Below are 25,292 nucleotides of genomic sequence, written 5' to 3'. Positions count from 1 at the left end.
CCGGTATTAAAGTGAACGAACGGCCTCTTTAAATTGATTTCCTCTGTCTTCGTAATTTTCGAACAGGTCAAAGCTTGCACACGCAGGAGACAATAAAACTGTTTCATCCTTTTTCGCCAGACGGTATCCGTAAGCAACCGCTTCCATTGCCGAACCCGCTTCTACAATGGTTTCTACATGGCCGGAAAACGTATCAATAATCTTTTGATTGTCTTTTCCGAGACAAATAATTGCTTTTACTTTTTCCTTTACCAGGTCCAACAATTCGGAATAGTCATTTCCTTTATCCACCCCACCAACAATCCAAACGGTCGGCTGCTCCATGCTCTCCAAAGCAAACCAGGTTGAGTTTACATTGGTAGCTTTGGAATCATTGATAAATTCAATCCCGCATACTTTGGCAACAAATTCCAAACGGTGTTCCACATTAACGAAGTCGGACAGACTTTCACGCACGATTTCCTTGCGAATATCAAGGATTCTTCCCGCCAGCCCGGAAGCCAGGGAATTTTGGGTATTGTGCTTACCCTTCAATGCTAGTTCATGTATTGACATAGTGAATTGATTGTTAAAGTTTATGATGAGTTGTTTGTTTGCTACATATCCGCCTTCTTCAAATTCCTGAGTCAATGAAAAAGGAAGTTTTTTTGCCGGAATCGAGCGTTTCCCGATTTCAGCCATGATTGTTTTGTCGTCTGCGTTGTATATGAAGTAATCATTCGCAGTTTGATTGTTCAGTATCCGGAACTTTGAATTCACATACAATTGCATGTTGTATTCATAGCGGTCCAGGTGATCCGGAGTAATGTTCGTCAGGATGGCGATTTCAGCTTTGAAATCTTCCATATCATCCAACTGAAACGAACTCAGCTCCAATACGTAGATTTCATTCTCTTCCAAAGCCACCTGTTTTGCAAAGCTATACCCGACATTTCCCGCCAGTCCCACCTTCAATCCAGCTTTTTTGAGCATGTGATGAATCAGCATCGTTGTGGTCGTTTTCCCGTTACTTCCGGTAATGCATACTTTCTTAGCAGTTGTGAAGTATCCCGCAAATTCGATCTCAGAAATTACTTTGATTCCCTTTTCGCGAATGGCTTTCATAACCGGTGCCTTCTCAGGAATTCCGGGAGACTTAATCACCAAATCGGCTTCCAGGATGCGCTCCATGGAATGCATTCCTTGTTCCCACTCCAATTGGTATTCATTCAATTCAGCCTGAAACGAATCTTTAATCATTCCAAAATCCGAAACAAAGGTTTTTGCGCCCTTCACCTTTGCGAGGATCGCAGCACCAACACCGCTTTCACCGGCGCCCAAAACAACCACTATTTTGTTTTGAATATTCATTAACGGAGCTTCAGAGTTACGATGGATACAACTGCCAGTAAGATTGCCACAATCCAGAAACGGGAAACAATCTTCGCTTCGTGCAATCCTTTTTTCTGATAATGGTGATGAAGCGGTGCCATGCGGAAAATGCGCTTTCCTTCACCCAATCTGCGCTTGGTATATTTGAAATAACCTACCTGCATGATTACCGATAAATTCTCGATCAGGAAAATTCCGCATAGAACCGGGATTAATAATTCCTTACGAATCGAGATCGCAAATACTGCAATGATGCCACCTAAAGCCAAACTTCCCGTATCTCCCATGAAAACCTGTGCCGGATAGCTGTTGTACCACAGAAAGCCAATACAGGCGCCAACAAATGCTGCAATGAAAATTACGAGCTCTTCCGCATAGGGAACATACATGACATTCAGGTAATCCGCGAAATGAACATTGGATGTCACATAGGCAAGTACTGCCAACGCTATTCCCGCAATGGCACTCGTTCCGGTGGCCAGACCATCGAGTCCGTCCGTCATATTTGCGCCATTCGAAACCGCAATTACCACGATGATCACAAAGGGAATGAACAAGGCCCAACCGTATGATTTGTCGATGTCACCGATCAGCCAGTTGTAATTGAATTCGTTGTTTTTCACGAAGGGAATCGTCGTTGTCATATCACGCGTCACAATCCATTTCGAAGGAATCGTATCCGAAACCACATCTTTCGAGTGCTGGTGTGTCACGAATGATTCTCCTGCCTGCAACTGGTAATTCGCAGCAACGCGTTTGTGAACCTGCACATCCGGATGGAAGTATAAGATTGATCCGACAATCACTCCCACTCCAATTTGACCGACCACTTTGAATTTTCCTTTTAACCCTTCTTTGTTCTTTTTGAATACTTTGATGTAATCGTCGATCAGACCGATCGCTCCCAGCCAAACTGTTGCTACCAGCATGGTAAACACATACACATTATGCAGTTTTGCAAACAAAAGAGTCGGGATCAGAATAGCGGAAAGAATGATAATTCCTCCCATTGTCGGAGTTCCTGATTTTTCAATCTGGCCCGCCAAACCCAGGTCACGAACGGTTTCACCGATTTGCTGACGACGCAGCAGGTTAATCAATCTTTTCCCGAAAATAATGGATACGATCAGCGAAGTAATCAAGGCCATTGAAGCTCTGAATGAGATATAATGGAAGAGTCCCGCTCCCGGAAAATCCAATTGTTCTAAATAATTAAAGAGGTATGTTAACATGTCCTTCTATTTAAAATTTCCTATTCATTGCGCTCATCCGCCGCAGCAGATTTCGCTTTTCTTATTTTTTCAATTTGTCAAAGTAATTTTTCACTACATCGAAATCATCAAACGGATATTTTACTCCGTTGATTTCCTGGTATTTTTCATGTCCTTTTCCTGCAATCAGAATAATGTCTTTTGGCTGTGCCAGAGAAACGGCCGTCTTAATTGCCTGATCCCGATCCAAAATCGAAAGAACCCTCATGCTTTGGTGCGCTCCAACACCTGCTTCCATTTGTTTCAGGATTTCAGCCGGATCTTCTGTCCGCGGATTATCGGAAGTCAAAATGACTTTATCGCTTAACTCACAAGCAATCCGTGCCATTTCCGGACGCTTCATTGCATCGCGGTCACCGCCGCAACCAACAACCGTAATCACCTGCTCATTTCTTGTACGGATATTTTCAATGGTTTTCAACACATTTTCCAAGGCATCCGGCGTATGCGCGTAATCCACGATCGCCGTAATATCTGTTTCGCTTTTGGTGAACTGGAATCGGCCGTCTACCGCCTCCAACTTGCTCAAGACCGTAAGTACTTCCGTTGAATCGGAACCCAACAACTGGCTGATCCCATAAACCGCGGCAATATTGTATGCGTTGAAATCCCCGATCAACCGAGTCCATAATTCGACTCCGTTTACTGTCAAAAGCAAGCCGCTGAAACTGTTTTCAAGAACCTTCACTTTGAAATCCGCATGGGTTTTCAATGCGAATGTGGACACTTTGGCTTTGGTGTTCTGGACCATCACCATTCCGTTTTTGTCGTCTGCATTCACCAAAGCAAAAGCATCTTTTTCCAACACATCAAAGAAAGCTTTCTTCGCAGCTATATACTCTTTAAAAGTTCCGTGGTAATCCAGGTGATCGTGCGTAATATTCGTAAACGCGCCACCTTTAAAAACCAATCCCGCAATGCGATGCTGTGCAATTGCATGAGAACTGACCTCCATGAAACAATGAGAACACCCCTGGGCAACCATATCAGCCAGTAGCGCATTCAACGCAATCTGATCGGGTGTCGTGTGCGTAGAAGGGATCACTTCTTTTCCGATTAAGTTGACCACTGTTGAAAGCAATCCGACCTTATATCCCAAACCCGTATACAAATCATGTAAAAGCGTAGTTGTGGTTGTTTTACCGTTTGTACCGGTCACACCAACCAGATGTAACGACCTGGAAGGATAATCATAAAAGGCATGTGCCAATTCACCCAAGGCCAAAGCGGTATTCGGAACAACCAACAAAGTGACATGCGCCGGAACATCCACCACTCTTTCCGCAACAACTGCCGTACACCCTTTTTCAATCACCTGCGGAATGAAATCGTGTGCATCTACCTGTGTTCCTTTTACAGCAACAAACAGCGTCCCTGAAGTTGCCTTTCTGGAGTCGGAAATAAGCGCAGAGATTTGCGCATCAGCAGGTCCTATCCACTGATTCACTTTCGTTGCTTTTGCTATTTCACTGACTGTTTTCATTCCAATATTAATTCCATTAATCCTCCGGCCACCACTGGTGATCCTGCGGGAATTGTTTGTTTAACTACTTTTCCGCTTCCACGGATATACACATGTATCCCCAGCCGTTCTATCAGGTAAACCGCATCTTTGGCAGTTAATCCGGTGACACTCGGCACGGTTGCGGAAGAAATTTTTCGGGGAACGATCGAAATATGTGATTCCGAAACGCGCACCCTGGACCATTCGCTGTAAGCATCCATTTGATAAGGCAAATGCAAGCGTTTCAGGACAACCAGCAGGTCATTGATATTTCCATCCTTAATCAGCGGAGCCTCTTTGACGCGTTTTTTCTCTTCGTTAATTGCCTTGTGGTAATTCAAAGAATTGGAATAGACTTTATTTGCAATGGCAGAGAATACTGTTCCCGAAACCGTAGCCCCATAAATATCTTTGGATGGAGCTGCAACGACTACGATACACGAGTAAAGCGGTTCGTCAGCAGGAAAATATCCAACGAAAGATGCCTGGTAGGTTTTATTCCCATCTTCACCATAATGACCATCCTCGTTTTGTACCACTGCCGTTCCGGTTTTCCCGGCAATATCGAACAAAGCCGATTTCAATGCGCTCCCGGTTCCACGCTTTACAACTCCTTTTAAACATTCCTGCATCAAATGAAGCGTTTGGTCCGAACAAATTTTCGGACGCAGCACTACCGGCTTAAATGACTTAACAATTCGCTGTCCTCGACGTATATGCTCCACAAACTGCGGACGAACCAAGGCTCCGTTATTCGCAACTGCATTGTAGAAAGCAAGGGTTTGCAACGGTGTTTGCCGCACTTCATAGCCGATCGACATCCAAGGCAATGAAATTCCGGACCAGTTCTTTGTTCCCGGAGAAGGTAATGTTGGTCTTGGTTCACCCTGGATAGCAACACCCAATGTATCTCCGATTCCAAAAGTCCGCAAACGATCAATAAACACCTGCGGTTCTTTTCGATACGCATTGTTGATTACCCGCGCGATCACATTCGAGGACAATTCGAACGCTCTTCTGATTGTAATCCGACCATAGCCATACGGATTGGAATCTGTTAACTTAAGATCGTAGAACTGATATTCACCCACTGCATTCACTGTATCATCCAAGGTAATTTTCCCATCTTCCAAAGCAGCCATTAAAGAGGCCAGCTTGAAGGTTGAGCCAGGAACTTCTTTCGTACCAATTGCATGGTTATACAACTCGTAATATTCTCCATCCGAAGCCATTTGCAAATTGGCCATTGCACGAACAAAACCGGTTTTCACATCCATTACGATTACGCAGCCACTTTTCGCTCCCTGGTTTTTTAACTGACGGTACAATTCCGAATGCGCCACTTCCTGGATTTCCATATCAATGGAAGTAATCAGGTCTGCCCCTTCGATCGGTTCCCGAATCATTTTACCCGTCTTTTTCCAACCGGAAGAAATACGCTGCTCCACTTCCTCACCGGGTTCTCCGGCCAAAACCTCGTTGTAAGCCCCTTCAATCCCTACACGTAATTCTTTTGAATTCCCGTTGTTTTGATAGTATCCCAGCGTTCGTTTCAGAATTTCTCCATGCGGACGTTTTCTCAAAATCGTTTCATCCGTATCAATCAAACCACCTTTATTTCTTCCCAAATTGAAAATCGGAAGTTCCTCCAGGCGATGCCTTTGTTCGTTCGTAGCCTTTAGTTTAATGGTGATATACCTCCTTTTGAGCGCCCTTCCTTTTCGAATGTAATTTTCAAAGTCACGCGCCGAAGTTTCCGGGAAAACCTGGTTCAATCCGTTGCACAATGCGCCGATTTCCTTATCAAAAACCTCCTGATCCACTACCGTAGGATCCATGTGTATGTCAAAGAACGACACCGATGTAATCAGCGGTGTATAATTCCGGTCCAACACCTCTCCGCGACGCGGGTATTTTTTCACCGCCCGGGTTGGAATCTTTTCTTTCGTTGCTGTAAACAAAGAAGCGCTGCCTTCAGACTGAATCATGATCGTTTTCACAATCACCACAATCAAGGCAATGAAAAAACCTATGTAAACCAGGTAAGCCCGCCACATTAAGTCTTTTTTATCACTCATTGTCTTTTCGCTTTAATCGTATCACCTTCACCGGATTGACCGTCTCTTTCAACCCCCTTTTCTCCAATGCCTGAACCAATCGGTAACGCGAGGTCGATTCCTCCAAACGCGCTTTATTCTCAATATATTCCGCCGTACGTGCATCCACATCAGCCTGCAAATCAGTTATATCTTTTTGCAATTGCTTTCCGTAATATCCTTTTGCCACCATCAACATCAGGAGCAACAAAATGAAAAAGATGAAAGTCAGATTGTTTAACACAAAATCCCTTGTCAATATCTCCCCGTTCAACACCTGAATCAAAATATTTTGACGCTTTGGCTTAACCTTCGCAGCAGTGGTTTTCGTTTTCGCAGAGGAATTTGCAGCAGCAACCTTTTTAGCACTTTTCTTTCCACTTTTTTCATTCGGAATTTCCGTAGAATAAGTCGTGCGGGATGCCTTGCCCCGTACAGCATCCATTGGATTCACATCCTCCCGTTCTCTGTACTCATTTTCCATCGGCTACTCTTTTAGCAATTCTCAACTTCGCACTGCGCGCACGCGTATTTCGCTGAATTTCTTCTTCTGTTGGAAGAATTGGCTTTCGGTTCACTTCTTCAAACGGCTTCAATACCTTCCCGAAGAAATCCTTCTCAATCGAACCATCCAGATTCCCGCGTTTCATCAGATTTTTAACCAACCGGTCCTCCAATGAATGATAAGACATTACCACTAAACGCGCTTCCGGTTTCAACACCTCCGCGGTTTGCAGAAGAAACTTCTCCAGCACTTCCATTTCCTGATTCACCTCAATCCGAAGTGCCTGGAACACCTGCGCAAAGAATTTATGATCTTTAAACTTCGGCGCCACCGGCATCAGCGCTTCCATCAATTCACCGGTTGTTTTGATCTTTGATCTATTGCGCGCTTTCACCAACTCAACCGCTGTTTTGAACGGATGGTCCAATTCGCCATACTTCCGGAAGATAGCTGCCAATTGCTCTTCATCGTAAGTCTGAACAATTTTCGCAGCCGTAAAATCCCCGGCCTGATTCATTCGCATATCCAACACTTCATTGGAACGAATGGAAAAGCCGCGTTTTGCATCATCGAATTGATGAGACGAAACACCCAGATCAGCAAGAATCCCATCCACTGCCGGAATTCCCAAAACACGTAAATGATTTTTCAGGAAAGCAAAGTTTGCAGCCACAAAATGGAAATTCGGAGCTTCCCATGCATTTGCACGGGCATCCGGATCCTGATCAAAAACGATCAGCTTTCCCTTTGAAGAAAGTTTTTCGAAAATCGCACGGGAATGACCGCCGCCACCAAAGGTTACATCCACATAAATTCCATCCGGATTAATATTCAATCCATCCAGGCACTCCTGTAACATGACAGGCACGTGATATGTCGCGTCATTATTCGTCATCATTCCCCAAATCACCCATTACTTCATCTGCCAAATCAGCAAAATCAGCCATGTTTCCATCGATCAACTCGAAGTATTTGGACTTATCCCAGATTTCAATTCGGTCGTTGTATGCGATCAGCATCACCTCTTTATCCAAACCAACACGCTCCATATGCATTACCGGGATCAAAACACGACCGGCATTATCCAGTGCGATTTGCTTTGCTCCCTGATGGAACAAACGGTAGAACATACGGTTCTGCGGCTTAAACAAATTCAGCTTCGACAATTTTGCCGACAATTTATCCCATTCGTTCATGGGGTAAAGCGTCAAACATTCCTCAAAGCCTTTATTCAACATGAATTGTTCCTGAGCTTCCGGAGCGAGTTGTTTGCGCAAACCAGCCGGGAAAAGAAATCTTCCTTTTCCGTCCAGCTTCACCTCAAATTCTCCGACAAGTCCAGCCATAGCTATTAATAATGGGTAAAATTAGGGAGAATCACCCACTTTTTACCACCAAATTACACTTTGTTGATAACTTCTAACGTAATCAAGCTCCACAAGGTTACAACAATTTACGCAAAACTACTGTATTTACTGATTTTTTATGATTTAAACAGATGGTGGTAAAAAGTGGTAGAAGATGAAAAATTGTGGAAAAAATGATTGCTTAACAGGATTATACATGTCATTAAAAACACGGAAAAGCGTTTAGGATCAACCTATTTTGAAAAAAGGCAAGATAAAGGGTCGGAAGCCATACCCAGATCAAGGTCGACCAGATAAAAAACAAATGAAACAGGGCAAGAAAACCGATCCTGCTTGTCAATTTCACCAAAGAATTTCGGTGGTTAATCTAAATTTTTGCGGCATTTACCCTGGTCTTATATTGATCGATATCTTTTAAAATAGATTCGATTAATTCGGATCGGACCAGGCGTGTTTTTTTGGAGTAAACGTCTCTTCTTATTTCAAGCAAAAACTCACTGATCAACGCCAGTAATTTAACGGTGTACGTATCCCATGTTTCAGGATCGGTTCGATACGCGTCACTCTGATAAAAAGATTGTATTATTTTATTGAAGGTTTTCAATGTCTGATCACTTCCAAAAGTTGTCAGATCAACAATTGCCCGTTTGTATTCCAGGGATTGTAATTTTTCTATTTCACGATTCCGTTCTTCATCCGAAATGGAAACAGTGAATGCAGCGATAAACGGTTCCAATAATTTGCGATAGGTAGTGATCTTAAATTCCCGCGCTTTTTCTTCAGCATTAACCAATTCGTCTTTCTTTGATTTTAAAAACCAGGAAATAAGTCCGCCACAGGTTATCAAAACGGGTGAAAGAATTGTAATAAATAAGGAATTTTCCATCTTTAAGGTTCTGAATAGTGACTACTGGCAAACAAATTTGCCATTTATTTCGTTAAAGTAGTCATTTTCGAAAAAATATTGCAGAAAATTACCGCGTTAATTTTCAATCACTTAAAACTAAAAATTTCTTACAAAATCGATTTATCTGCGGAAAACCACATTTTCATTTTCAGTATTTATACGGTTGCGCAGCGCTTAATAAGTCATTACCTTTGTCTCAACACTATTCGCAAGGGGTCAGAAACTGTTTCAGGCAAACCGTTTATCAAAAAACAGGTGCACTGTCTGACAGGTATTGGATGACTTTAAGGAATTGAATACGACTGGGAATTTTAGATTCGCAAGAGTTAATTTCCCAGTCGATTCACCAAAAGAGAAATTAGTTAGTCAAAGATATGGAGCACTTGCTGTTCAAACAGCGCAAAACAGTAAGTCTTCAAGGTACTCTTACGCAAGAGTTAGTTAGGTTAAGTTGTAGTAGAAAAGCCCCGGTATTAATACCGGGGCTTTTTCTTTACCCTTTTGTGGTAATTGACGTAATAACGCAATATTACGTCACATACTTTAGACAGAACAGGTTAAGTCACTTCAAAACAAATTGTCAACCAATAAACAATTCCCAAAAACCAGGTAATTCCGCCCGCAACCTAATTTCTTCATGCGTAAACGGATGTCTAAATTTCAAGTGGTATGCATGCAGGAACAATTCCCCGATTCCCAGTTTATCCTGAAAATAATGGTTGTGGTGACGATTTCCATATTTCGGGTCATTGATGATCGGATGTGCAATCTTATTGGCATGAATTCGCAATTGGTGCATTCTCCCGGTCACCGGAATCATTTCCACCAAACTGTAGCGCTGCTTTTCATAAGGCGGAATCGTGTAATCGCGCTCAAAGTGCTCCAAACATCTGAACCGGGTTTTTGCCTCCTTATAATTTCCCCGGTCATTTTTTACCGGAGAATCAATTTCTCCTTCGGCTTCCAGATGCCCCCGCAACAAGGCCAGGTATTTTTTTTCAATTGCTCCGTTTGCAAATAGGGACTGAAAATCTGCAACCCATTCGGCCTGCTTTGTAAAAAGTATCAGCCCGGAAGTTTTGCGATCCAACCGATGAACCGGGCAAGCTTCTGCCCAACCTTGCTCCCTTATGAGTTCTGTTAGAGAGGTTTCTTCGATGTTTCTGGCATAGTATGAATGATGTACAATGAGGTTATTGGGTTTATAAACTACCAAGCACCACTCATCTTCAAAAAGCACCTTTACCAATTCTTCACTCACACTTGTTAATTGAAGCACAAAGGTATTCCGAAAATTCAGAAACAAAAAAACGTGGAAGAATACTCCCACGTTCCAGGTTGGTTTTGGTTTTAATTTCGTTGAATTGGCAAGATATCCCTTCCGAAAGAAAGGCTGTTAACAACCGCGGGAAAACACCGCACTATCGCAACAGCAACATTATCGCCTCAGAAAATAAACCCTGTTTCTGCACTTTAATCAGCTTACGCTATTCGATTGTTACCGCCAATTGGTTAACACGTTCCTTTCCAAAATAGTAATTCTTCCCGTTCACATTTGCCTGCATTAATTTGTATGGAACAATCATCACCACCGACGTACCCGCGCTTAAACCGCTCAATTCAGAAGAAGAAAAGGTACAGGAATTAGCACTTCCGCTAATGGTTTTAGATACGTTTCCAACCAGGAACAACGTAGAATCAGCATCGCTAACCGTAGAACAAGCTAATGTATACCCGCTTGCTTTTGTAACAGTAGCCGAACTGGTTATTGCCGAACCCACAGGAAATGCTAAAGAACTTGCATCATACGTAAACGCTGCATGACCATTTCCACCTGTAACCGCCCAGTTAGTCGATGATAAATCCAATCCTGCAGGCATCGTCTGGCTCGGAGAAAAAGTGTACGCGTTATTCGAAGACATCGTGAGGTTCGTTGAATTTACAGAAACTGTTCCCACATTCACCAGATCTGTTGTTCCATTCATGAAAATCCCAACTGCTGTTCCGATGTCAATAGTGAAACCCTGAACCGAACTGGTTGATTTGATTGCCCACATGACACCGTCTGCGTTGGTTGGAATTGGAGTTGTGCTTCCTGCCGGGGTACTCACCGGCGTCGGAGCCGGTTCCTCCGGCAGGATGTCTTCCTTTTTGCAAGAGGACACAAACAGACTCAACGAACAGAGTAAAACAAACAGGGTCGTTTTTGAATTTTTCATAAGGTATTATTTATTGGTTACTGCAAACTTATCCCAGCCAATGCAATCATTCAATACATCATATGCCGTATTTTCCTGGAAAACCAAGTTTCAGCACTCACACCCAGGTCCCGTCTAATTGGACGGGAATAACTTGTGACATGAGGTATAAGATTAAATTCTCGTAACTTTGCAGGCAAATAGAGAAACAATGATTATCAAGGAAGCCAAATTCGTTATCAGTAATACAGACATTAAACTTTGTCCGACAGACGGGAAACCGGAATATGCCTTTATCGGCCGATCGAATGTGGGAAAATCTTCCTTGATCAACATGCTGGTAGACAAAAAGGATCTTGCCAAAACTTCCGGAAAACCTGGAAAAACACAGTTGATCAATCACTTTTTGATCAACGATGAATGGTACCTGGTTGATTTACCGGGATATGGATATGCCAAAGCCTCAAAATCGAGCAGACATCAATGGGAAAAGTTCATTTCGGAATTCCTGACAAAAAGGGAAATGCTGATCAATATTTTTGTATTGATTGATTCGCGTCTGGAACCTCAAAAAATTGACCTGGAATTCATGACCTGGTGTGCTGAAGAACAACTTCCATTCTCCATGGTGTTCACGAAGATTGATAAACTTTCCAGTTCGGCATTGCAGAAAAATCTTGCTGCTTACAAAAAAGAAATGTTGAAATATTGGGAAACGCTTCCGCCGGTATTTACAACTTCCAGCGAATCTCAATTCGGCCGTGAAAAAATCCTGAATTACATTGAACAGATCAATACGGATCTAGCGAACAGCAAAGGGTAATTGGGTAATTGAAAAGGTAAAAAACAAGGTTTCGCCAGAAAGCGAGTCCGTTACTTTTCAATTCAAAGATCTGTTCTTCCTTTGATCGTTACGGCGATTGTTTCTTCTATGGGAGTAAACTTGAAATCCGGGAAATCGCGCAATAATTTCTCATTTGAAAATTGAGAACTGCTTTGAGAACTCCGTGCGCTTTCCTTGGTAATAGTGGGTCGTTTTCCTTGAATCCGACCAAGAATTCCGGATAATCTCCAGGCCAAACCGGTCAAGAAAGGCCCCGCTAATTTGGATGGTGCTTTTACATGCAGTTGTTCGCAAATCCGGTCAAATAATTCTTTGAATTTCAGATTTGAACCTGTCACCAAATAGCGCTCCCCGGTTTTTTCCGTCTCAATGAGTTTTAAAATCAATGTTGTCACATCCCGGACATCCACAAAAGCATTCGCCCCTTCGGTGTAATATTTCAATCCTTTATGAAGCGTTCTGAATATTTTGAGAGAGCTTTCTTCCCAGGAACCGGGACCAAACATCACGCTTGGGTTCACGATAGAAACCCGTAATCCCTCCTCACTTGCTCTCCATACTTCCTTTTCAGCACTGAATTTGGATAATGAATACCCACTTACTTCATCGTTCGGATTCCATAAATTACTTTCACGTTTCATGCCATCTGTAGCTTGAGAATCACTTCCTATGGCAGCGGTCGATGAAACATGGATGAATTGATTTACATCAGAATTCAGTGCAAAATTGACCAGGTTGGCCGTTCCGCGACGATTTACCCTGAAAAGCAGATTGAAATCTCTTCTGTGAAAAGATACAAGCGCAGCGCAATGCACTACTTTCGAAACTCCAACAAGTGAATCCTCCACATCTGCCAGATCCAAAATATCTCCCCGAAACCAAGTTAATTTTTGAAGGAATACTTCCTTTTCTTCCGGGTAATAGAAATCGATTAAGCGGTAAACAACCTGTTTTCTTTCCTCGTCACGAAACATGGCTCGTACTTCATACCCTTTACGAAGTAATTCAACCACTACATGTGATCCGAGAAGTCCTGTTGAACCGGTTACCAAAATCATGCTTCACAAATGTAAGCAGGATTCTCGAGTGTAAAATAGAATGCTCCGATTATTAATTTGAATATTCTATCAGAAAAAATGAATATTTAACGCTTTTGAGAAAACAACCGATTTTTTTAATTGATTGGTTTGTATGTACCTTTGACACATGAAATGGAAAAATCTACTACAAGTCCTTTCAATTCTTGCGTTTTTGAGTTCATGTCAGTCGGAATATGAGCGCCAGATTGATCATGCAAAAAAATTAGTTGAAAAAGAGCGTGGCTTACTGAATCAACTAAATGAACTGGAAACTGTCTCTTATAGTTATACCACCCTGGAAGCAATTCAAAAAGAACTTTCGTTCCGTGCGCATCTTTCAGGCAATGAAGAGCTTTTCAACGAGGAGATTGCAGATTACCGGACAGATTGTGAAATCAAAGCCGGCGATAGCCAAAAATTGATTTCCAAATTCCCTTAATCGATCTGTAATTCAGTCATTGGATCCCAAAAAACCTCTTTCCAATTGACAATCTGATCATTTTTTACTTCAATTCCATCCAGTTGAAGTAGCTCTTCCATTTTGGTAGGTGTCTCGAAATGCATTTTACCAGTCAACTGGCCGTTTCTGTTTACTACACGTTGTGCAGGGATTTCGCGAATGCTATGTGCCGCATTCATTGCCCATCCTACCATCCTACTTCCGCTTTTTGCACCCAGGTATTTTGCAATTGCTCCATACGATGTGGCTCTCCCTTTCGGGATTAAGCGCACAACCTGGTACACCCGGTCAAAAAAATCGGCATTGGCTTCTGAAAGTTTGATTGGTTTTATCATGAACCAAATTTAATTGAAAATGGAGAATTGTTGTAACGTTTCCCAATTCGTGCAATTATTAAGGTTAAATCCAAAATACCATGAAAACCTTAGTTTTATTAGGTGGGCTACTCCTTTTTTCCAGCTCATTGTCGGCACAAAGTACAGATCCTCCGGTAGAAAATCAGTTACCGGACTGGGATTTGAAAGTATATCCGAATCCAACGAGCGATCTGCTTATGGTTACTTCCTCTCTCGAAATTAAAGACATCACCATCATCGATTTGAACGGCCAGGTACTGAAAAACCACGCACTGCCGAATTGGTGCTTTTCGCTTCATGACCTTCCGCAAGGTTGGATTTTTGTTTACATCGAAAGTGTTGACGGGCGGATTGAAAAGAAAAACGTATATAAAAACTAATCCGATTCCAGGTTGACAATTCCAAATCCTTACTTTTTGGAAGCATCCCAAATTATTTCTGCCAAAAAAACAATCCGAAATCCTCTTGGCTTAGTTAAGGGGATTTTTTATTCCTATTACATTTGCGGGAAAAAGGAATTATGAGGGCTCTTCTTACAATCGCGTTATTACTTGTTTCCAATTCATTTATGACCTATGCTTGGTATGGTCATTTAAGAGATAATCCGGAAGCGAAAAAAACGGGGGTTTGGGTTTTTGTTACAACCATTTTAATCAGTTGGGGAATCGCTTTCTTTGAGTATATTTTCATGGTTCCTGCCAATAAACTGGGTTATTACGGAAACGGCGGTCCCTTTTCCCTGATTCAATTAAAGATCATTCAGGAAGTTACTTCCATCTTGGTTTTCATGGTTTTCTCCCTGATCTTCTTTAAAGACGAAGCTTTTAAATGGAATCATGCAATGGCCTTTTTGTTGATTTTGATTGCGGTTTATCTTGTTTTTAAAAAGTAGCGTTCAAAAGGGTTCAAAAGGGTTCAAAAGGGTTCAAAAGTTCAAGAAATTCTATTTGACCATTTGAACTACTTAACCATTTTCAAAAACGTCAGCCACATGATTTTGATATCCTGACCCAAGGTTGGATTGGCAAGGTATTTTTTATTCAATTCAATTTTGGCGGGCATGATTTCATGAATGTAAGTGTCTCTTGGATTATCCGATTGCCCCAACAATTCATTTTCTTTGAAATACTCCAATGAAGCATAATCTGTAATACCCGGTTTCACGGAAAGCACTGCACGCTGGTCGGGTGTATACAGATCTACATACTCCTGTACTTCCGGACGTGGGCCTACGATACTCATTTCACCGAGTAATACATTGATAAATTGAGGAAATTCATCGAGTTTCGATTTACGTATAAAATAACCCACCCGGGTAATTCGCGGGTCGCGCATCCCTACTGTTAACTTTCCCGATTTATCAGCATCCACACGCATCGTTCGAAATTTCCATAACAGAAAGGGAATGCCGTTTCTTCCTACCCGTTGCTGCCTGTAAAAAACACCTCCTCTGCTCTCACAAACAATTGCAATGGAAATGAGGATTCCGAACGGTAGAAACAGCATTAAAACAATGAATGAAACACATATGTCAAACAGGCGTTTCATTATCCCAAGACCTGTTTTACCGCATTTTTAACCGCTTGAATGACAATTTGTACCTGTTCATCCGTTAAGTCAAAATAAACCGGTAAGGTGATCTCATTCGCGTATTTATCCCAAGCTTCCGGGTAATCTTCTATTTTGTATCCCCTGCTCTTATAGGCAGTTAAAACCGGAAGTGGCTGAAAGTGAACATTCACGGAAACATCCTGATCAAAAATGGCCTGCATGATCGCATCCCGCTGTGCTTCAGAGGCACCTGCAATTCGTAACTGGTATAAATGATAACACGTCTCACGTTTTTCGTCCTTCATTTTTGGGAGAAGTGCCCAGGATTCGTTTTTCAAGCCCTCATTATATGCCAGACAAATGGTTCTTCTGCGATCCAGGTTTTCCTGAAAACGATCCAGCTCCACTAAACCGATTGCAGCCTGAATATCTGTCATATTGCATTTAAACCCTGGTTCTGTTACATCGTAACGCCAATTCCCTTTCTGCGTTTTTGCCAGTGCATCTTTATTTTGACCGTGAAGGATTTTTACACACAAATCCTTATAAATAGCTTCGTGATCAAACCCATCCGGTAAGTTGATGGACATGGTACCTCCTTCCGCAGTCGTCAGATTTTTTACCGCGTGAAACGAGAAACAACTCACATCTGCGATTGCCCCGGAGCGTTTCCCACCATATGTTGCGCCAAAGGAATGAGCAGCATCAGCGGCAACCAGGATACGTCCCAATCGTTTTTGCAGATCCGAATTCGGTTGAAACAGGCTTTTAATGGACGGATCATTTACAATTTGAAAAATTCCGTCATAATCGCATGGAAAACCTGCTATATCTACAGGCATAATAACTTTCGTTCTGGGAGTAACCGCTCTCCGGATAGCTTCAACGGAAATATTGAAATCATCCGGGTTAATGTCTACCATGACCGGTTTAGCTCCGGTATGTATCACCACATTTGCAGAAGCACAGTAGGTAATTGCCGGAATAATAACTTCGTCACCCGGACCTATTCCCCACCAACGCAATACCACCTCCATTCCTGCTGTCCAGGATGCAACAGCAACCGTACATTTGTTCCCGCAATATTCGGTTAATTGCCTTTCGAACAACTTGGTTCTCGGACCGGTTGTAATCCAGCCTGAAGTTAAGGCTTTTGTTACCTCATCAATTACGCGTTGATCTATTCTGGGAGGTGAAAACGGTATCATGTTATAAATTTTGAATCAAAGTTAACTAAATATAAAGGGAAGAATCCAACCGAATGATTACTCACTCAATGTTTTTAAAAAGTTGGAAGCGATCACATCCCGGTTGAATTGGATCTCTGCATATTTTCTTCCTTTTTTTCCCATTTCCTTGGCCAATTCCGGATTATCTGCCAAAAACAAGACATTCTCTGCCAAAACGGAGGCATTTTCAGGCTCTACAAAAATAGCAGCTTGTGCCTTGTCAGCGAAATGAATCCGTGCCTCCCCATTGACGCCTAAAAGAATCGGTATTTCCATTGCCAGTGTCTCAAAAACCTTGGAAGGGATCGCCCCTTCAAACAAGTCCAATTTTCTGAGTGGAATTACAGCGACATTAATTTCTTTTAAAACTCCGGGCATTTCGGATTTGTCTACAGGAGGCAAAAAATGGACGTTTTTAACATTCATTTCTTTTTTCAATTCCAGTAACCGTTCTTTTTCCGGGCCTGCACCCTGAATGATGAATTGAATTTCCGGACGGTGTTCCACTAATTTAGCAGCATTCAGGATCACGTCCAATCCTTGTGCATAACCAACCACTCCTCCATAAAAAAACAAGATATCCGATTCATTCAGATGGTTTCTTTTACGGTACCCGATCGGTTCAATCTCTGCTGGATTATAATAACCCAAATCCACTCCATTCGGAAGCCACACTACTTTTTTATCCGGGAATCTTCTCGAAATATCATCCACAATCCCCTGCGTCTGACCGGTAATTAAAAAGGATTTCCGGTAGCATTTTGCCTCCAAACGATAAGCCATTCCCAATAAGAACTTATTGGTAACCAACCCTAATTTTTCTGCGCTTTCCGGCCACAAATCAGAAACATTGAAAATCAGTTTTGCCTTTAGTTTCCTGGAAAGCCGCATGGCTGAATAGCCTAAAAACAACGGCGGAGATTCAACCATCAGGAAATCGAAGTTCTCCAATTTCTTTCCTCTCCAATAAGAAGTGAATACAAAACTGAAATAGTTCAGCAAGCGTTTGACAATTCCTTTGGAAGCAGAAACGTAAATTTTTGCTCTATGAACCGGAATTCCATCGATGGTTTCTTCTAAAATCTTTCCATTTCGGTAAGCTTCATGAATTTCCATCTTTGGATAATTCGGCATGGCAGTAAGCACTTCAACATGAAGGCCCTTTGCTTTCAAACGAACAGCCAATTCGTGCAGACGATTTTGCGGGGCGCCAATTTCAGGCGGGTAATATTGAGTTAAAATAAGTAATCTTAATCCCATTAGATCCCTTCTTTTTTATAATTTAAAATAGGATCTACCATTAATTGAGAGGCATTTCCTTCTCCAAAATACGTTTTTCGTTCACTGGTCGGGTTAAAGCTTCTGATTGCATCCACAATCTTTGCTTCATTCGCTCCAACAAGTATATTCCAGCCGTTATGAACGGTTTCAACCCATTCTGTTTCATCTCTCATGGTAATGCAAGGAATCCCAAGGAAAAAAGCTTCCTTCTGAATACCTCCGCTATCTGTCACGATTTTCTTCGCTGTAGATTCCAAACGAACCATATCCAAATATCCGACAGGTTCGATCACCCGTATCGTATCCGCCAGTTTCAACCCATAATCCGTGATGTACTTCAATGTTCTGGGGTGAAGAGGTAAGACAACCAATTCTTTGCAGGCATTCAAACCTGAAACGATGGCCGTTAACCTTTCCAGACTATTCGTATTCTCAGCGCGATGGATCGTACATAATAAAAATTCACCGGCATTCAGATTCAATTCTTCAAGAATATTACTTTTCTCCTGCGCAATTTTAGTGAAATGTAAAATACCATCGTACATCACATCTCCAACCAAATGAACACCTTTGGTAATTCCTTCATTCTTCAGATGATCTGCAGCCGTTTGTGTCGGAACAAACAACAAATCGGAAATATGATCGGTTAGAATCCGGTTTTGTTCCTCCGGCATGGCCTTATTGAAACTTCTTAGTCCCGCTTCCACGTGAATCACCGGAATCAGTAATTTGGACGCAGCCAGAGACCCTGCAATCGTTGAATTTGTGTCTCCATAAACCAACACAAAATCCGGCTTTTCAATTTCCAGTACTTTTTCGATCTCGGTCAACATCGCTCCAGTCATAGCACCATGCGAACCTGAACCTATATTTAAATGGTATTTCGGATTCGGAATATTTAATTCTTCAAAAAACACATCCGACATATTTGCATCGTAGTGCTGCCCGGTATGAACTAAAATTTCATCAAAATACCTGCTAAACAGTGAAGAAACTGCCGCCGCTTTAATAAACTGCGGTCTTGCACCTAATATTGTTACTATTTTCAATTTTCCCATTGAGAACAAAATAAACTATTTCCGTTGAATACTTGAATAAATTCTTTTTAAACTCACATGATCCGGATAAGAAATTAACACGGCCGCGTGCTTTCCATGGAAGACAAACATGCTTCCGGCAGCAACCGCTGTGGCACCACTTTCAACGCCCTGACACAAATGTTCTATAGATCCGGCCCCTCCACTGGCTATGAGCGGAATGCTAACTGCCTGTCGAAGAGTCCTGATCAGATCCAGGTCGAATCCGCTGCGGGTTCCTTCCCGGTCAATTGAATGGATCAATAATTCTCCGACCTGCAATTGTTCCAGCTTTTGAGCATATGCGATCGGATCACCTTTTACCAATTTTGTTCCTGATCGGGTGTACAGTGCATATTCACCCGAGGTACTTTTTTGGATATCCAGCGAAACACAAATGCTCGAACTACCGAATTCCATTACAGCCTGTTTTACGAATTCCGGATTTTCAATGGCCTCGGTTCCGATAATTACTTTTTCAATTCCTATCTGGATAATCTGACGGATATCTGCTATTGTTTTTATTCCGCCGCCGTAAGCCAGAGGCATAAAACATTCTTCTGCAATTTCTCCTAACAACCGAAAGGGAATCGGAGTTTCCATGGCAGAAGCATCCAAATCCAAAAAAACCAGTTCATCCACTTCTTTTTCATTGAAGATCCGAACAGCATTTAGCGGATCACCTATGTATTTAGGGTTCTGAAACTGAACCGTTTTGACCAAAGCTCCATTCTGAAGCAGGAGAACAGGAATACATCTTGGTAATGCCATCAGAAACCGGAAACAAAATTGGTTAATAATTGCATCCCGTAATTGTGGCTTTTTTCGGGATGGAACTGAACCCCTGCAATGTGACCTTTTTGAATGGCAGCGTCAAATGGATGAATATACTCCGCTTCCAAAATCACCTCTTCCCGGTTATTACAACTTACATAATAGGAATGTGCAAAGTAGAACTTCGTTTCCTCATCAAAACCCTTTAAGAGCTCACTGTGAGTTTTAGTGAATGAAACATATTCCCACCCCAGGTGAGGAACAGGAAATAACCGACGAACCTGCGGATCTAATTTTTTACTTTCCTGATCAACCCAAGACAACCCCGGCAAAGTCCCTTCTTCGCTTTTTCGCCCGAATAACTGCATTCCCAGGCAAATTCCCAGGATTGGAACACAATCAACCAGGACGCGCTGATTCAAAACAGGGATCAGCTCCCTTTCATTCAAATTCATCATTCCCTGATCAAAGGATCCGACCCCCGGAAGAATCAGTTTATTTGCCGAAGAAATCTGGTCTTTATCACTGGAAATTATCGCTTCAAACCCGATAAATTGAAGCATGTTCTTTATCGAGCCCAAGTTCCCCAAACCATAATCAACAATTACTATCATACTAAAATAAGTTCAAAAGGTTTAAGGGTTAAAAAGTTCAAACCATTTCATTATTAAAGCTAATTTGAACATTTGAACTAGTTCATCTTTTCTATCAAATATACTCTTTATACATTATCAGCATACAGCCTTTTGGTCAATCTCAAAAAGAGCACGATAATGATCAAATAAACTGCCGATAATAAAACCGAATTGAATCCCAAAATCCAATGAAAGGAACTAAAACCCGTATCCGTGAAATGAAATTTATCCAATACCTTCATCAACACAGGAAGCACACCAAAATCGAACAACTGGAAAAAGGCTACCGTCAACCCAAAACCGAACATGAGTTTTTGCTTCGACAAGACCAAAGAAAGGGACGAAATTGGGGAAACAATGAAATTCAACATCAAAGCCGGTGCTAATATCTCCGCAATTCTTCCCGCTTCAATCCAACGTTCACCGAAAACGACCCCAAATAAGTCACTTCCGAAGAAGAAAAGCAGAGTGAACGGAACAATAGATAGGAAAAACAAGGTTCGAAGCGTTTTCATTGTTAAAGGGTACAGGGATTTTTGTTGATTGGCCAATTCGGAACTTTTATTGAAAAAAACCTGGCCAAGTGACTGTCCGAATAAGGATAAAGGAAGTTTCAGCATCAGATACGCATAACTGTAAGATCCAAAAGTTCCCTTCCCATAAAATTCCACGATACATGCTGCCAGCGCCAAATCAACCGATAAATCCAGCAACACATGCGGCAGGTAGACCGTTGGATACGATTTGTAATTTTTTGCCAGGACCCGCATCCTTTTCAAATCAGCTGTAGAGGCATAACTTTTCTTATTGGACAAAAAGGTTTTTACAAACGCAAAAATAGATAAGAATGAGCCAAGCAATGTCCCGAAAATCAATCCGAACGCACCCCAATTCAACACTCCAAAAATCAAACGCAACGCGTTCACGGATACCGAATTAATCATGCGTTGCACGGAAATCTGTCTGAAGAGTTTTTTCCTAACAGACCAATTTGTTCCCAGGTTGATCCAAACACTGACATACGCACTCAGCACAGAAATCAGCAGGAAAATATAATTGGAAAAGTTATAAGGTCTTAACAGGTAATAAGTCATCCCGATCATAAATACAGCTGTTAAAACGATCAGCGAGATCCGGAATGACAGGCGGTACAATGAAAAGGCATGATTATCCTGCTTGGCGACGGGTAAGGTTGCTTCGTAACGCGCAGTAGCTATTGCTGCAATAAAAGCAACCAGACGGGTATACACTCCCAATTCTCCCATATCGGCAGTGGAGTAAATGCGTGTTAGGATCGGGTAAATGAGATACGCTATTAACTGGGCAATTGCAGTACCTGTCATCAACGTAAGTACTGATTTTACAAAGTCAGATTTGAGCGCTTTTATTTGCATTGCAATACATGCCGAAGGTATTCATGGATTCCTTCTTCAAAGGTGTATACGGGTTTATAATTCAAATATTGCTCCATCTTAGCAGTTGAAGCCAATGAATCTTTGATATCACCCATCCTGGGAGGACCATAACTCAGCGTGTTTTTCGGAACAGTGCCCAAATCCTTCAACCCTTCCTGCAGACTGTGGATCACATGATTCAACGTCAAACTCCGACCACATGCCACATTGTAAACTTCTCCGAACGCTTTTTCATTTTCGGAGATCAGGGAAAGGAGGTTCGCATGGATCGCGTTTTTCACATAGGTAAAATCACGCGATTGTTCGCCGTCTCCATTTACTAAGATTTCACCTCCCTGCAACATTTTATCCAGGAACTTCGGAATAGCAGCAGCATAAACTCCGTTCGGGTTTTGAAAAGGCCCGAACACATTGAAATAACGCAATCCGATTGTTTCCATCCCATGCAATTGATGATAAACCTGTCCGTACTCTTCATTTAATTGTTTCGTCGCAGCATACGGCGATAGCACTTTTCCTTCCTGCCCTTCATGCTTTGGTGAAGCCTGGGAATCTCCGTAAACGGAAGACGAACTTGCGTATACAAAACGTTTCACATTTGCCTGTTTCGCTTCATGTAAAATGGTCAGGAAACCGGTTGCATTTACCCGGTGTGTATTCAAAGGAAATTCAATGGATCTCGGCACCGAACCCAAAGCAGCCTGATTGGAAATTGCATCTACCTCTTTGAGCAAATGACGGTAATCTTCCGGGTTGCAAATATCCCCATTTACGAAGCGGTAATTTTCGTAATGTGACAGCCGATCAACGTTTGATTGAAGCCCTGTTTCCAGATTGTCCAAAACAATAACAGAGGCCCCTATTTTTAATAGTGCCTCTGTTAAATTCGAACCGATGAAACCGGCACCGCCGGTCACCAGAATGGTTTTATCCTTTAATTTTTGTACAATTTCAATGGGTGTATTCACAATTAAATCACATTAAACATTATTCAACCCTTTGTCAATACCAATTATCAATTCATCGTCTCAGGTCCTCACTAACGTTTGACCAACATTGAAAGCGACGCTTTCTCTTATTTCGCGTAATTTACGGAACGTTTTTCACGGATCACAGTGACTTTCACCTGTCCCGGATAGGTCATTTCCGTCTGAATTTTTTGAGAAATCGCGAATGATAATTCATCTGCACGTAAATCGGTTACTTTTTCACTTTCAACCAATACACGCAATTCGCGACCTGCCTGAATTGCATAAGCTGAATTCACCCCGTCATAAGACAATGCCAAATTCTCCAGGTCTTTGATTCGCTTAATGTATGATTCTACAACCTCACGGCGTGCTCCCGGACGCGCTCCTGAAATGGAGTCACAAATTTGTACGATCGGTGATATCAGGGATGTCATTTCGATTTCGTCGTGGTGCGCACCGATCGCATTCAATACATCCGGTTTTTCTCCGAATTTCTCAGCAATTTTCATTCCCAGGATCGCATGTGGCAATTCCGGTTCTTCGTCCGGCACTTTACCGATATCGTGTAATAATCCTGCGCGTTTCGCTACTTTCACGTTCAGGCCTAATTCGGCTGCCATGATGGCACACAAATTGGCAACTTCACGACTGTGTTGCAATAAGTTCTGCCCGTAAGAAGAACGGTATTTCATACGTCCGACCATGCGGATCAATTCCGGATGTAATCCGTGAATTCCAAGGTCGATACATGTTCTTCTTCCCGTTTCAGCAATTTCTTCTTCCAGGGATTTCTTTGTTTTAGCAACCACTTCTTCAATGCGGGCCGGGTGAATACGACCGTCTGAAACCAATTGGTGTAAAGCCAAACGGGCAATCTCTCTTCTTACCGGATCGAAACACGATAAAATGATTGCTTCAGGGGTGTCATCTACAATAATTTCCACTCCCGTAGCAGCTTCCAGGGCACGAATATTTCGACCTTCACGACCGATAATACGTCCTTTTACCTCATCCGAATCGATGTTGAAAACAGAAACGGCATTTTCAACTGCCTGCTCGGACGCTACACGTTGAATTGTTTGGATCACAATCCGTTTTGCTTCGCGGTTCGCATTTAGTTTTGCTTCCTCGGTGATCTCTTTGATGTGGACCATTGCTGAAGTTCTTGCTTCGTCCTTCAATGATTCCATCAATAGGTTTTTCGCTTCTTCAATCGACATTCCTGTGATTTTTGTTAGCTCGGCAACCCGCTTTTGATGCATCTTATCCAGTTCCTGGTGACGAATCTCGTTTGCCTCTACCTTCGTAGCCAATTCTGCCTGCAAGCGTTCTGTTTCCTTCTCTTTCCTGGAAACCTCTTCGATTTTTTGGGTCAGTGATTTTTCTTTGCTCTTCACCCTGTCCTCATTCGACTGCATGCGTCTTTCACGTTCTTTCACGTTTTCCTCATGCTCTTCTTTCAGTTTCAGGAATCGTTCTTTTGCCTGAAGGATTTTGTCTTTTTTCATTGCTTCACCTTCCAGGTCAGCCTCTTTCAAGATTTGTTCTTTTCTTTTCTTGAGCATCGTATTCTGGATAATGAAAGTAGCCACACCACCTCCTATTAACCCGATCAATGCTCCAATAATTACATTTACCATAGTTTCTTAAATAAAAAAATCCCACTGCTTACGGAGATGTTGCGTAAACAAGTGAGAAAAAGACCAGCTGTAAAGCAATTAATTCAATGCATCCAAATCATCAGAAAGTGCTTTCAATGCAGCAGTTGCTTCAGAGAAATCAGCTTGAGGAGCATTCCCTGCAGTTGCGGGCGCTTTTCCTCCTCTGGTAGACAATTGTAAGGCGGTCATCGCCAATAAGTCTTGCATATCGCGGACAGCAAAATTGTCTTGAAGTTGTTTGATTGCTTTATTAATATCATCAGCTGCATGCTGTACCTTTTCAACTTCCGTTTCCTGGACAGTTAAGGGATACGTGCGGCCGGCAACCACTACTTTTAAAGACACCTTACTCATTCGCTATTTTTAATTGTTGAATGCAGAAATCAATCTCTTTCACAAGTACATCAATTTCAACCCCATTGGTTGAAACAGGTTGTACCTGAACTTGTTCACGCGCTTGGCTCAATTCTGATTTCAGGTTTTGGAGCTCATCCTCCATTGCCTTTTTCTGGCTTTGATACTCAGAAACCTCAGCATTGAGACGATTAATTTCATCTGTCATAGAACGAACGCGTTCTCTTTCAGTCACCAAGGATTGGTGTAACTGACGAGATTTCGCGCCAATTTGTTCAATTAAAGATTTCAACTCTGACGTCATCCAATAAGCGTTTGTACAAAAATAACAGGTAAAACCAATTCTACAACAATTTTATTGTAAGTTGTGAACAGTTTTTTGGCGAT

At 42.1% G+C, this 25,292-nt stretch carries 27 protein-coding genes; 4 read left to right on the top strand and 23 right to left on the bottom strand.

From position 1 onward, the window contains the following. Positions 1 to 6: 6 nt before the first annotated feature. The 10 genes from murD to FO442_RS08075 form a co-directional block, all read right to left on the bottom strand. Entirely contained in the window at positions 7 to 1,350 is a 1,344-nt protein-coding gene (murD, locus tag FO442_RS08120) for a UDP-N-acetylmuramoyl-L-alanine--D-glutamate ligase (RefSeq protein ID WP_144332659.1), read from the bottom strand. After that, positions 1,350 to 2,603, bottom strand: coding sequence for a phospho-N-acetylmuramoyl-pentapeptide-transferase (gene mraY, locus FO442_RS08115; RefSeq protein WP_144332658.1), 1,254 nt, complete (start codon positions 2,601 to 2,603; stop codon positions 1,350 to 1,352). The genes murD and mraY overlap by 1 nt, the downstream gene beginning before the upstream one ends. 61 nt (positions 2,604 to 2,664) lie before the next feature. Beyond that, positions 2,665 to 4,125 (bottom strand): UDP-N-acetylmuramoyl-L-alanyl-D-glutamate--2,6-diaminopimelate ligase, encoded by a 1,461-nt coding sequence (locus FO442_RS08110; protein ID WP_144332657.1) that lies wholly within the window; start codon positions 4,123 to 4,125, stop codon positions 2,665 to 2,667. After that, entirely contained in the window at positions 4,122 to 6,224 is a 2,103-nt protein-coding gene (locus FO442_RS08105) for a penicillin-binding protein (protein ID WP_144332656.1), read from the bottom strand. The genes FO442_RS08110 and FO442_RS08105 overlap by 4 nt, the downstream gene beginning before the upstream one ends. Further along, entirely contained in the window at positions 6,217 to 6,726 is a 510-nt protein-coding gene (locus FO442_RS08100) for an FtsL-like putative cell division protein (protein ID WP_144332655.1), read from the bottom strand. Before FO442_RS08100 ends, FO442_RS08105 begins: the two co-directional genes overlap by 8 nt. Beyond that, entirely contained in the window at positions 6,716 to 7,642 is a 927-nt protein-coding gene (gene rsmH, locus FO442_RS08095) for a 16S rRNA (cytosine(1402)-N(4))-methyltransferase RsmH (protein ID WP_144332654.1), read from the bottom strand. Before rsmH ends, FO442_RS08100 begins: the two co-directional genes overlap by 11 nt. Beyond that, positions 7,632 to 8,093 carry a division/cell wall cluster transcriptional repressor MraZ gene (gene mraZ, locus FO442_RS08090; RefSeq protein WP_144332653.1) on the bottom strand — a complete coding sequence of 154 codons (462 nt, stop codon included), beginning with the start codon at positions 8,091 to 8,093 and terminating at the stop codon, positions 7,632 to 7,634. Before mraZ ends, rsmH begins: the two co-directional genes overlap by 11 nt. A 388-nt stretch (positions 8,094 to 8,481) precedes the next feature. Continuing rightward, on the bottom strand, positions 8,482 to 9,000 hold the full coding sequence (locus FO442_RS08085; RefSeq protein ID WP_144332652.1) for a hypothetical protein: 519 nt from the start codon (positions 8,998 to 9,000) through the stop codon (positions 8,482 to 8,484). 601 nt (positions 9,001 to 9,601) lie between these two features. Beyond that, positions 9,602 to 10,282 carry an RluA family pseudouridine synthase gene (locus FO442_RS08080; protein ID WP_186279989.1) on the bottom strand — a complete coding sequence of 227 codons (681 nt, stop codon included), beginning with the start codon at positions 10,280 to 10,282 and terminating at the stop codon, positions 9,602 to 9,604. Positions 10,283 to 10,508: 226 nt separating this feature from the next. Beyond that, positions 10,509 to 11,240: a hypothetical protein gene (locus tag FO442_RS08075; protein ID WP_144332650.1), complete on the bottom strand. Its 732-nt coding sequence runs from the start codon at positions 11,238 to 11,240 to the stop codon at positions 10,509 to 10,511. Between the two features lie 190 nt (positions 11,241 to 11,430). On the opposite strand from FO442_RS08075, the gene yihA reads away from it, so the two are divergent. Further along, entirely contained in the window at positions 11,431 to 12,042 is a 612-nt protein-coding gene (yihA, locus tag FO442_RS08070) for a ribosome biogenesis GTP-binding protein YihA/YsxC (protein WP_144332649.1), read from the top strand. Between the two features lie 62 nt (positions 12,043 to 12,104). Here the strand turns inward: yihA and FO442_RS08065 are convergent, their stop codons facing one another. Then, positions 12,105 to 13,121, bottom strand: coding sequence for an NAD-dependent epimerase/dehydratase family protein (locus FO442_RS08065; RefSeq protein WP_144332648.1), 1,017 nt, complete (start codon positions 13,119 to 13,121; stop codon positions 12,105 to 12,107). A gap of 148 nt (positions 13,122 to 13,269) precedes the next feature. Between FO442_RS08065 and FO442_RS08060 the strand changes: the two genes are divergently transcribed. Continuing rightward, the gene (locus FO442_RS08060; RefSeq protein WP_144332647.1) at positions 13,270 to 13,581 is read left to right on the top strand and encodes a hypothetical protein; all 312 of its coding nucleotides are present in this window, start codon (positions 13,270 to 13,272) and stop codon (positions 13,579 to 13,581) included. Here the strand turns inward: FO442_RS08060 and FO442_RS08055 are convergent. Continuing rightward, positions 13,578 to 13,937, bottom strand: coding sequence for an MGMT family protein (locus tag FO442_RS08055; protein ID WP_144332646.1), 360 nt, complete (start codon positions 13,935 to 13,937; stop codon positions 13,578 to 13,580). The two genes, FO442_RS08060 and FO442_RS08055, sit on opposite strands and share 4 nt — an antisense overlap. A gap of 80 nt (positions 13,938 to 14,017) precedes the next feature. Here FO442_RS08055 and FO442_RS08050 point away from each other — a divergent pair, with 80 nt between their 5' ends. Continuing rightward, positions 14,018 to 14,338 carry a T9SS type A sorting domain-containing protein gene (locus FO442_RS08050; RefSeq protein ID WP_144332645.1) on the top strand — a complete coding sequence of 107 codons (321 nt, stop codon included), beginning with the start codon at positions 14,018 to 14,020 and terminating at the stop codon, positions 14,336 to 14,338. Positions 14,339 to 14,478: 140 nt separating this feature from the next. Further along, a complete protein-coding gene (locus tag FO442_RS08045) occupies positions 14,479 to 14,850 on the top strand; it encodes a DMT family protein (RefSeq protein ID WP_144332644.1) in 372 nt (123 codons plus the stop codon). Positions 14,851 to 14,918: 68 nt separating this feature from the next. Here the strand turns inward: FO442_RS08045 and FO442_RS08040 are convergent, their stop codons facing one another. From FO442_RS08040 to FO442_RS07990, 11 genes are all read right to left on the bottom strand, one after another. Next, positions 14,919 to 15,506: a sugar transferase gene (locus FO442_RS08040; RefSeq protein ID WP_144332643.1), complete on the bottom strand. Its 588-nt coding sequence runs from the start codon at positions 15,504 to 15,506 to the stop codon at positions 14,919 to 14,921. Beyond that, positions 15,506 to 16,717, bottom strand: coding sequence for a DegT/DnrJ/EryC1/StrS family aminotransferase (locus tag FO442_RS08035; RefSeq protein WP_144332642.1), 1,212 nt, complete (start codon positions 16,715 to 16,717; stop codon positions 15,506 to 15,508). The genes FO442_RS08040 and FO442_RS08035 overlap by 1 nt, the downstream gene beginning before the upstream one ends. 57 nt (positions 16,718 to 16,774) lie before the next feature. Further along, positions 16,775 to 17,998 carry a glycosyltransferase family 4 protein gene (locus tag FO442_RS08030; protein WP_144332641.1) on the bottom strand — a complete coding sequence of 408 codons (1,224 nt, stop codon included), beginning with the start codon at positions 17,996 to 17,998 and terminating at the stop codon, positions 16,775 to 16,777. Continuing rightward, positions 17,998 to 19,077: a non-hydrolyzing UDP-N-acetylglucosamine 2-epimerase gene (gene wecB, locus FO442_RS08025; protein WP_186279987.1), complete on the bottom strand. Its 1,080-nt coding sequence runs from the start codon at positions 19,075 to 19,077 to the stop codon at positions 17,998 to 18,000. The genes FO442_RS08030 and wecB overlap by 1 nt, the downstream gene beginning before the upstream one ends. A gap of 15 nt (positions 19,078 to 19,092) precedes the next feature. Further along, positions 19,093 to 19,866 carry an AglZ/HisF2 family acetamidino modification protein gene (locus FO442_RS08020; protein WP_144332640.1) on the bottom strand — a complete coding sequence of 258 codons (774 nt, stop codon included), beginning with the start codon at positions 19,864 to 19,866 and terminating at the stop codon, positions 19,093 to 19,095. Beyond that, on the bottom strand, positions 19,866 to 20,483 hold the full coding sequence (gene hisH, locus FO442_RS08015; protein ID WP_144332639.1) for an imidazole glycerol phosphate synthase subunit HisH: 618 nt from the start codon (positions 20,481 to 20,483) through the stop codon (positions 19,866 to 19,868). The genes FO442_RS08020 and hisH overlap by 1 nt, the downstream gene beginning before the upstream one ends. Positions 20,484 to 20,590: 107 nt before the next feature. Continuing rightward, entirely contained in the window at positions 20,591 to 21,847 is a 1,257-nt protein-coding gene (locus tag FO442_RS08010) for a lipopolysaccharide biosynthesis protein (protein WP_186279985.1), read from the bottom strand. A gap of 41 nt (positions 21,848 to 21,888) precedes the next feature. Beyond that, positions 21,889 to 22,887, bottom strand: a complete 999-nt coding sequence (locus tag FO442_RS08005; protein ID WP_246073832.1) for an SDR family NAD(P)-dependent oxidoreductase — start codon at positions 22,885 to 22,887, stop codon at positions 21,889 to 21,891. Between the two features lie 107 nt (positions 22,888 to 22,994). Continuing rightward, complete coding sequence (gene rny, locus FO442_RS08000) at positions 22,995 to 24,530, bottom strand: ribonuclease Y (protein ID WP_144332637.1); 1,536 nt, start codon at positions 24,528 to 24,530, stop codon at positions 22,995 to 22,997. A 78-nt stretch (positions 24,531 to 24,608) separates the two neighbouring features. Continuing rightward, on the bottom strand, positions 24,609 to 24,905 hold the full coding sequence (locus FO442_RS07995; RefSeq protein ID WP_144332636.1) for a cell division protein ZapA: 297 nt from the start codon (positions 24,903 to 24,905) through the stop codon (positions 24,609 to 24,611). Next, on the bottom strand, positions 24,898 to 25,209 hold the full coding sequence (locus FO442_RS07990) for a hypothetical protein (protein ID WP_144332635.1): 312 nt from the start codon (positions 25,207 to 25,209) through the stop codon (positions 24,898 to 24,900). The genes FO442_RS07995 and FO442_RS07990 overlap by 8 nt, the downstream gene beginning before the upstream one ends. Between the last annotated feature and the right edge of the window lie 83 nt (positions 25,210 to 25,292).

This window comes from Fluviicola chungangensis (genome assembly GCF_007558725.1).
In the GTDB taxonomy this organism is placed as follows: Bacteria; Bacteroidota; Bacteroidia; order Flavobacteriales_D; family Crocinitomicaceae; genus Fluviicola; species Fluviicola chungangensis.
The sequence above is the reverse complement of the archived record's forward strand: the minus strand, read 5'-3'. Positions and strand labels throughout refer to the sequence as shown.

Excerpts from the sequence above, each read along its gene's own strand:
- FO442_RS08110 (WP_144332657.1), bottom strand. The coding sequence starts at position 4,125 with ATGAAAACAGTCAGTGAAATAGCAAAAGCAACGAAAGTGAATCAGTGG.
- FO442_RS08055 (WP_144332646.1), bottom strand. The coding sequence starts at position 13,937 with ATGATAAAACCAATCAAACTTTCAGAAGCCAATGCCGATTTTTTTGAC.
- FO442_RS08105 (WP_144332656.1), bottom strand. The coding sequence starts at position 6,224 with ATGAGTGATAAAAAAGACTTAATGTGGCGGGCTTACCTGGTTTACATA.
- FO442_RS07995 (WP_144332636.1), bottom strand. The coding sequence starts at position 24,905 with ATGAGTAAGGTGTCTTTAAAAGTAGTGGTTGCCGGCCGCACGTATCCC.
- hisH (WP_144332639.1), bottom strand. The coding sequence starts at position 20,483 with ATGATAGTAATTGTTGATTATGGTTTGGGGAACTTGGGCTCGATAAAG.
- FO442_RS08035 (WP_144332642.1), bottom strand. The coding sequence starts at position 16,717 with ATGATACCGTTTTCACCTCCCAGAATAGATCAACGCGTAATTGATGAG.
- FO442_RS07990 (WP_144332635.1), bottom strand. The coding sequence starts at position 25,209 with ATGACGTCAGAGTTGAAATCTTTAATTGAACAAATTGGCGCGAAATCT.
- FO442_RS08010 (WP_186279985.1), bottom strand. The coding sequence starts at position 21,847 with ATGACAGGTACTGCAATTGCCCAGTTAATAGCGTATCTCATTTACCCG.
- FO442_RS08085 (WP_144332652.1), bottom strand. The coding sequence starts at position 9,000 with ATGGAAAATTCCTTATTTATTACAATTCTTTCACCCGTTTTGATAACC.
- FO442_RS08030 (WP_144332641.1), bottom strand. The coding sequence starts at position 17,998 with ATGGGATTAAGATTACTTATTTTAACTCAATATTACCCGCCTGAAATT.
- FO442_RS08040 (WP_144332643.1), bottom strand. The coding sequence starts at position 15,506 with ATGAAACGCCTGTTTGACATATGTGTTTCATTCATTGTTTTAATGCTG.
- yihA (WP_144332649.1), top strand. The coding sequence starts at position 11,431 with ATGATTATCAAGGAAGCCAAATTCGTTATCAGTAATACAGACATTAAA.
- FO442_RS08065 (WP_144332648.1), bottom strand. The coding sequence starts at position 13,121 with ATGATTTTGGTAACCGGTTCAACAGGACTTCTCGGATCACATGTAGTG.
- rny (WP_144332637.1), bottom strand. The coding sequence starts at position 24,530 with ATGGTAAATGTAATTATTGGAGCATTGATCGGGTTAATAGGAGGTGGT.
- FO442_RS08045 (WP_144332644.1), top strand. The coding sequence starts at position 14,479 with ATGAGGGCTCTTCTTACAATCGCGTTATTACTTGTTTCCAATTCATTT.
- FO442_RS08100 (WP_144332655.1), bottom strand. The coding sequence starts at position 6,726 with ATGGAAAATGAGTACAGAGAACGGGAGGATGTGAATCCAATGGATGCT.
- mraZ (WP_144332653.1), bottom strand. The coding sequence starts at position 8,093 with ATGGCTGGACTTGTCGGAGAATTTGAGGTGAAGCTGGACGGAAAAGGA.
- rsmH (WP_144332654.1), bottom strand. The coding sequence starts at position 7,642 with ATGACGAATAATGACGCGACATATCACGTGCCTGTCATGTTACAGGAG.
- FO442_RS08075 (WP_144332650.1), bottom strand. The coding sequence starts at position 11,240 with ATGAAAAATTCAAAAACGACCCTGTTTGTTTTACTCTGTTCGTTGAGT.
- murD (WP_144332659.1), bottom strand. The coding sequence starts at position 1,350 with ATGAATATTCAAAACAAAATAGTGGTTGTTTTGGGCGCCGGTGAAAGC.
- mraY (WP_144332658.1), bottom strand. The coding sequence starts at position 2,603 with ATGTTAACATACCTCTTTAATTATTTAGAACAATTGGATTTTCCGGGA.
- FO442_RS08060 (WP_144332647.1), top strand. The coding sequence starts at position 13,270 with ATGAAATGGAAAAATCTACTACAAGTCCTTTCAATTCTTGCGTTTTTG.
- wecB (WP_186279987.1), bottom strand. The coding sequence starts at position 19,077 with ATGGGAAAATTGAAAATAGTAACAATATTAGGTGCAAGACCGCAGTTT.
- FO442_RS08020 (WP_144332640.1), bottom strand. The coding sequence starts at position 19,866 with ATGGCATTACCAAGATGTATTCCTGTTCTCCTGCTTCAGAATGGAGCT.
- FO442_RS08050 (WP_144332645.1), top strand. The coding sequence starts at position 14,018 with ATGAAAACCTTAGTTTTATTAGGTGGGCTACTCCTTTTTTCCAGCTCA.